Consider the following 245-nt stretch of genomic DNA (forward strand, 5'->3'; position numbering starts at 1 on the left):
ACCACGCCGGCACCAACGGTACGGCCACCTTCGCGGATAGCGAAGCGCAGACCGTCTTCCATGGCGATCGGAGCGATCAGCTCAACGTCCATCTGAACGTTATCGCCCGGCATTACCATTTCAGTACCTTCCGGCAGGGTGCAAGCACCGGTTACGTCGGTGGTACGGAAGTAGAACTGCGGACGGTAACCGTTGAAGAACGGGGTGTGACGACCACCTTCGTCCTTGCTCAGTACGTATACCTC

1 pseudogene is annotated in these 245 nt (G+C 58.4%); it reads right to left on the reverse strand.

Annotation, left to right across the window (positions count from 1 at the left end):
• Positions 1-245: pseudogene (tuf, locus tag GQF00_RS14815) on the reverse strand (elongation factor Tu); the annotation flags it as partial.

Source organism: Alcanivorax sp. DP30, assembly GCF_009882945.1.
Classification (GTDB): Bacteria; Pseudomonadota; Gammaproteobacteria; order Pseudomonadales; family Alcanivoracaceae; genus Alcanivorax.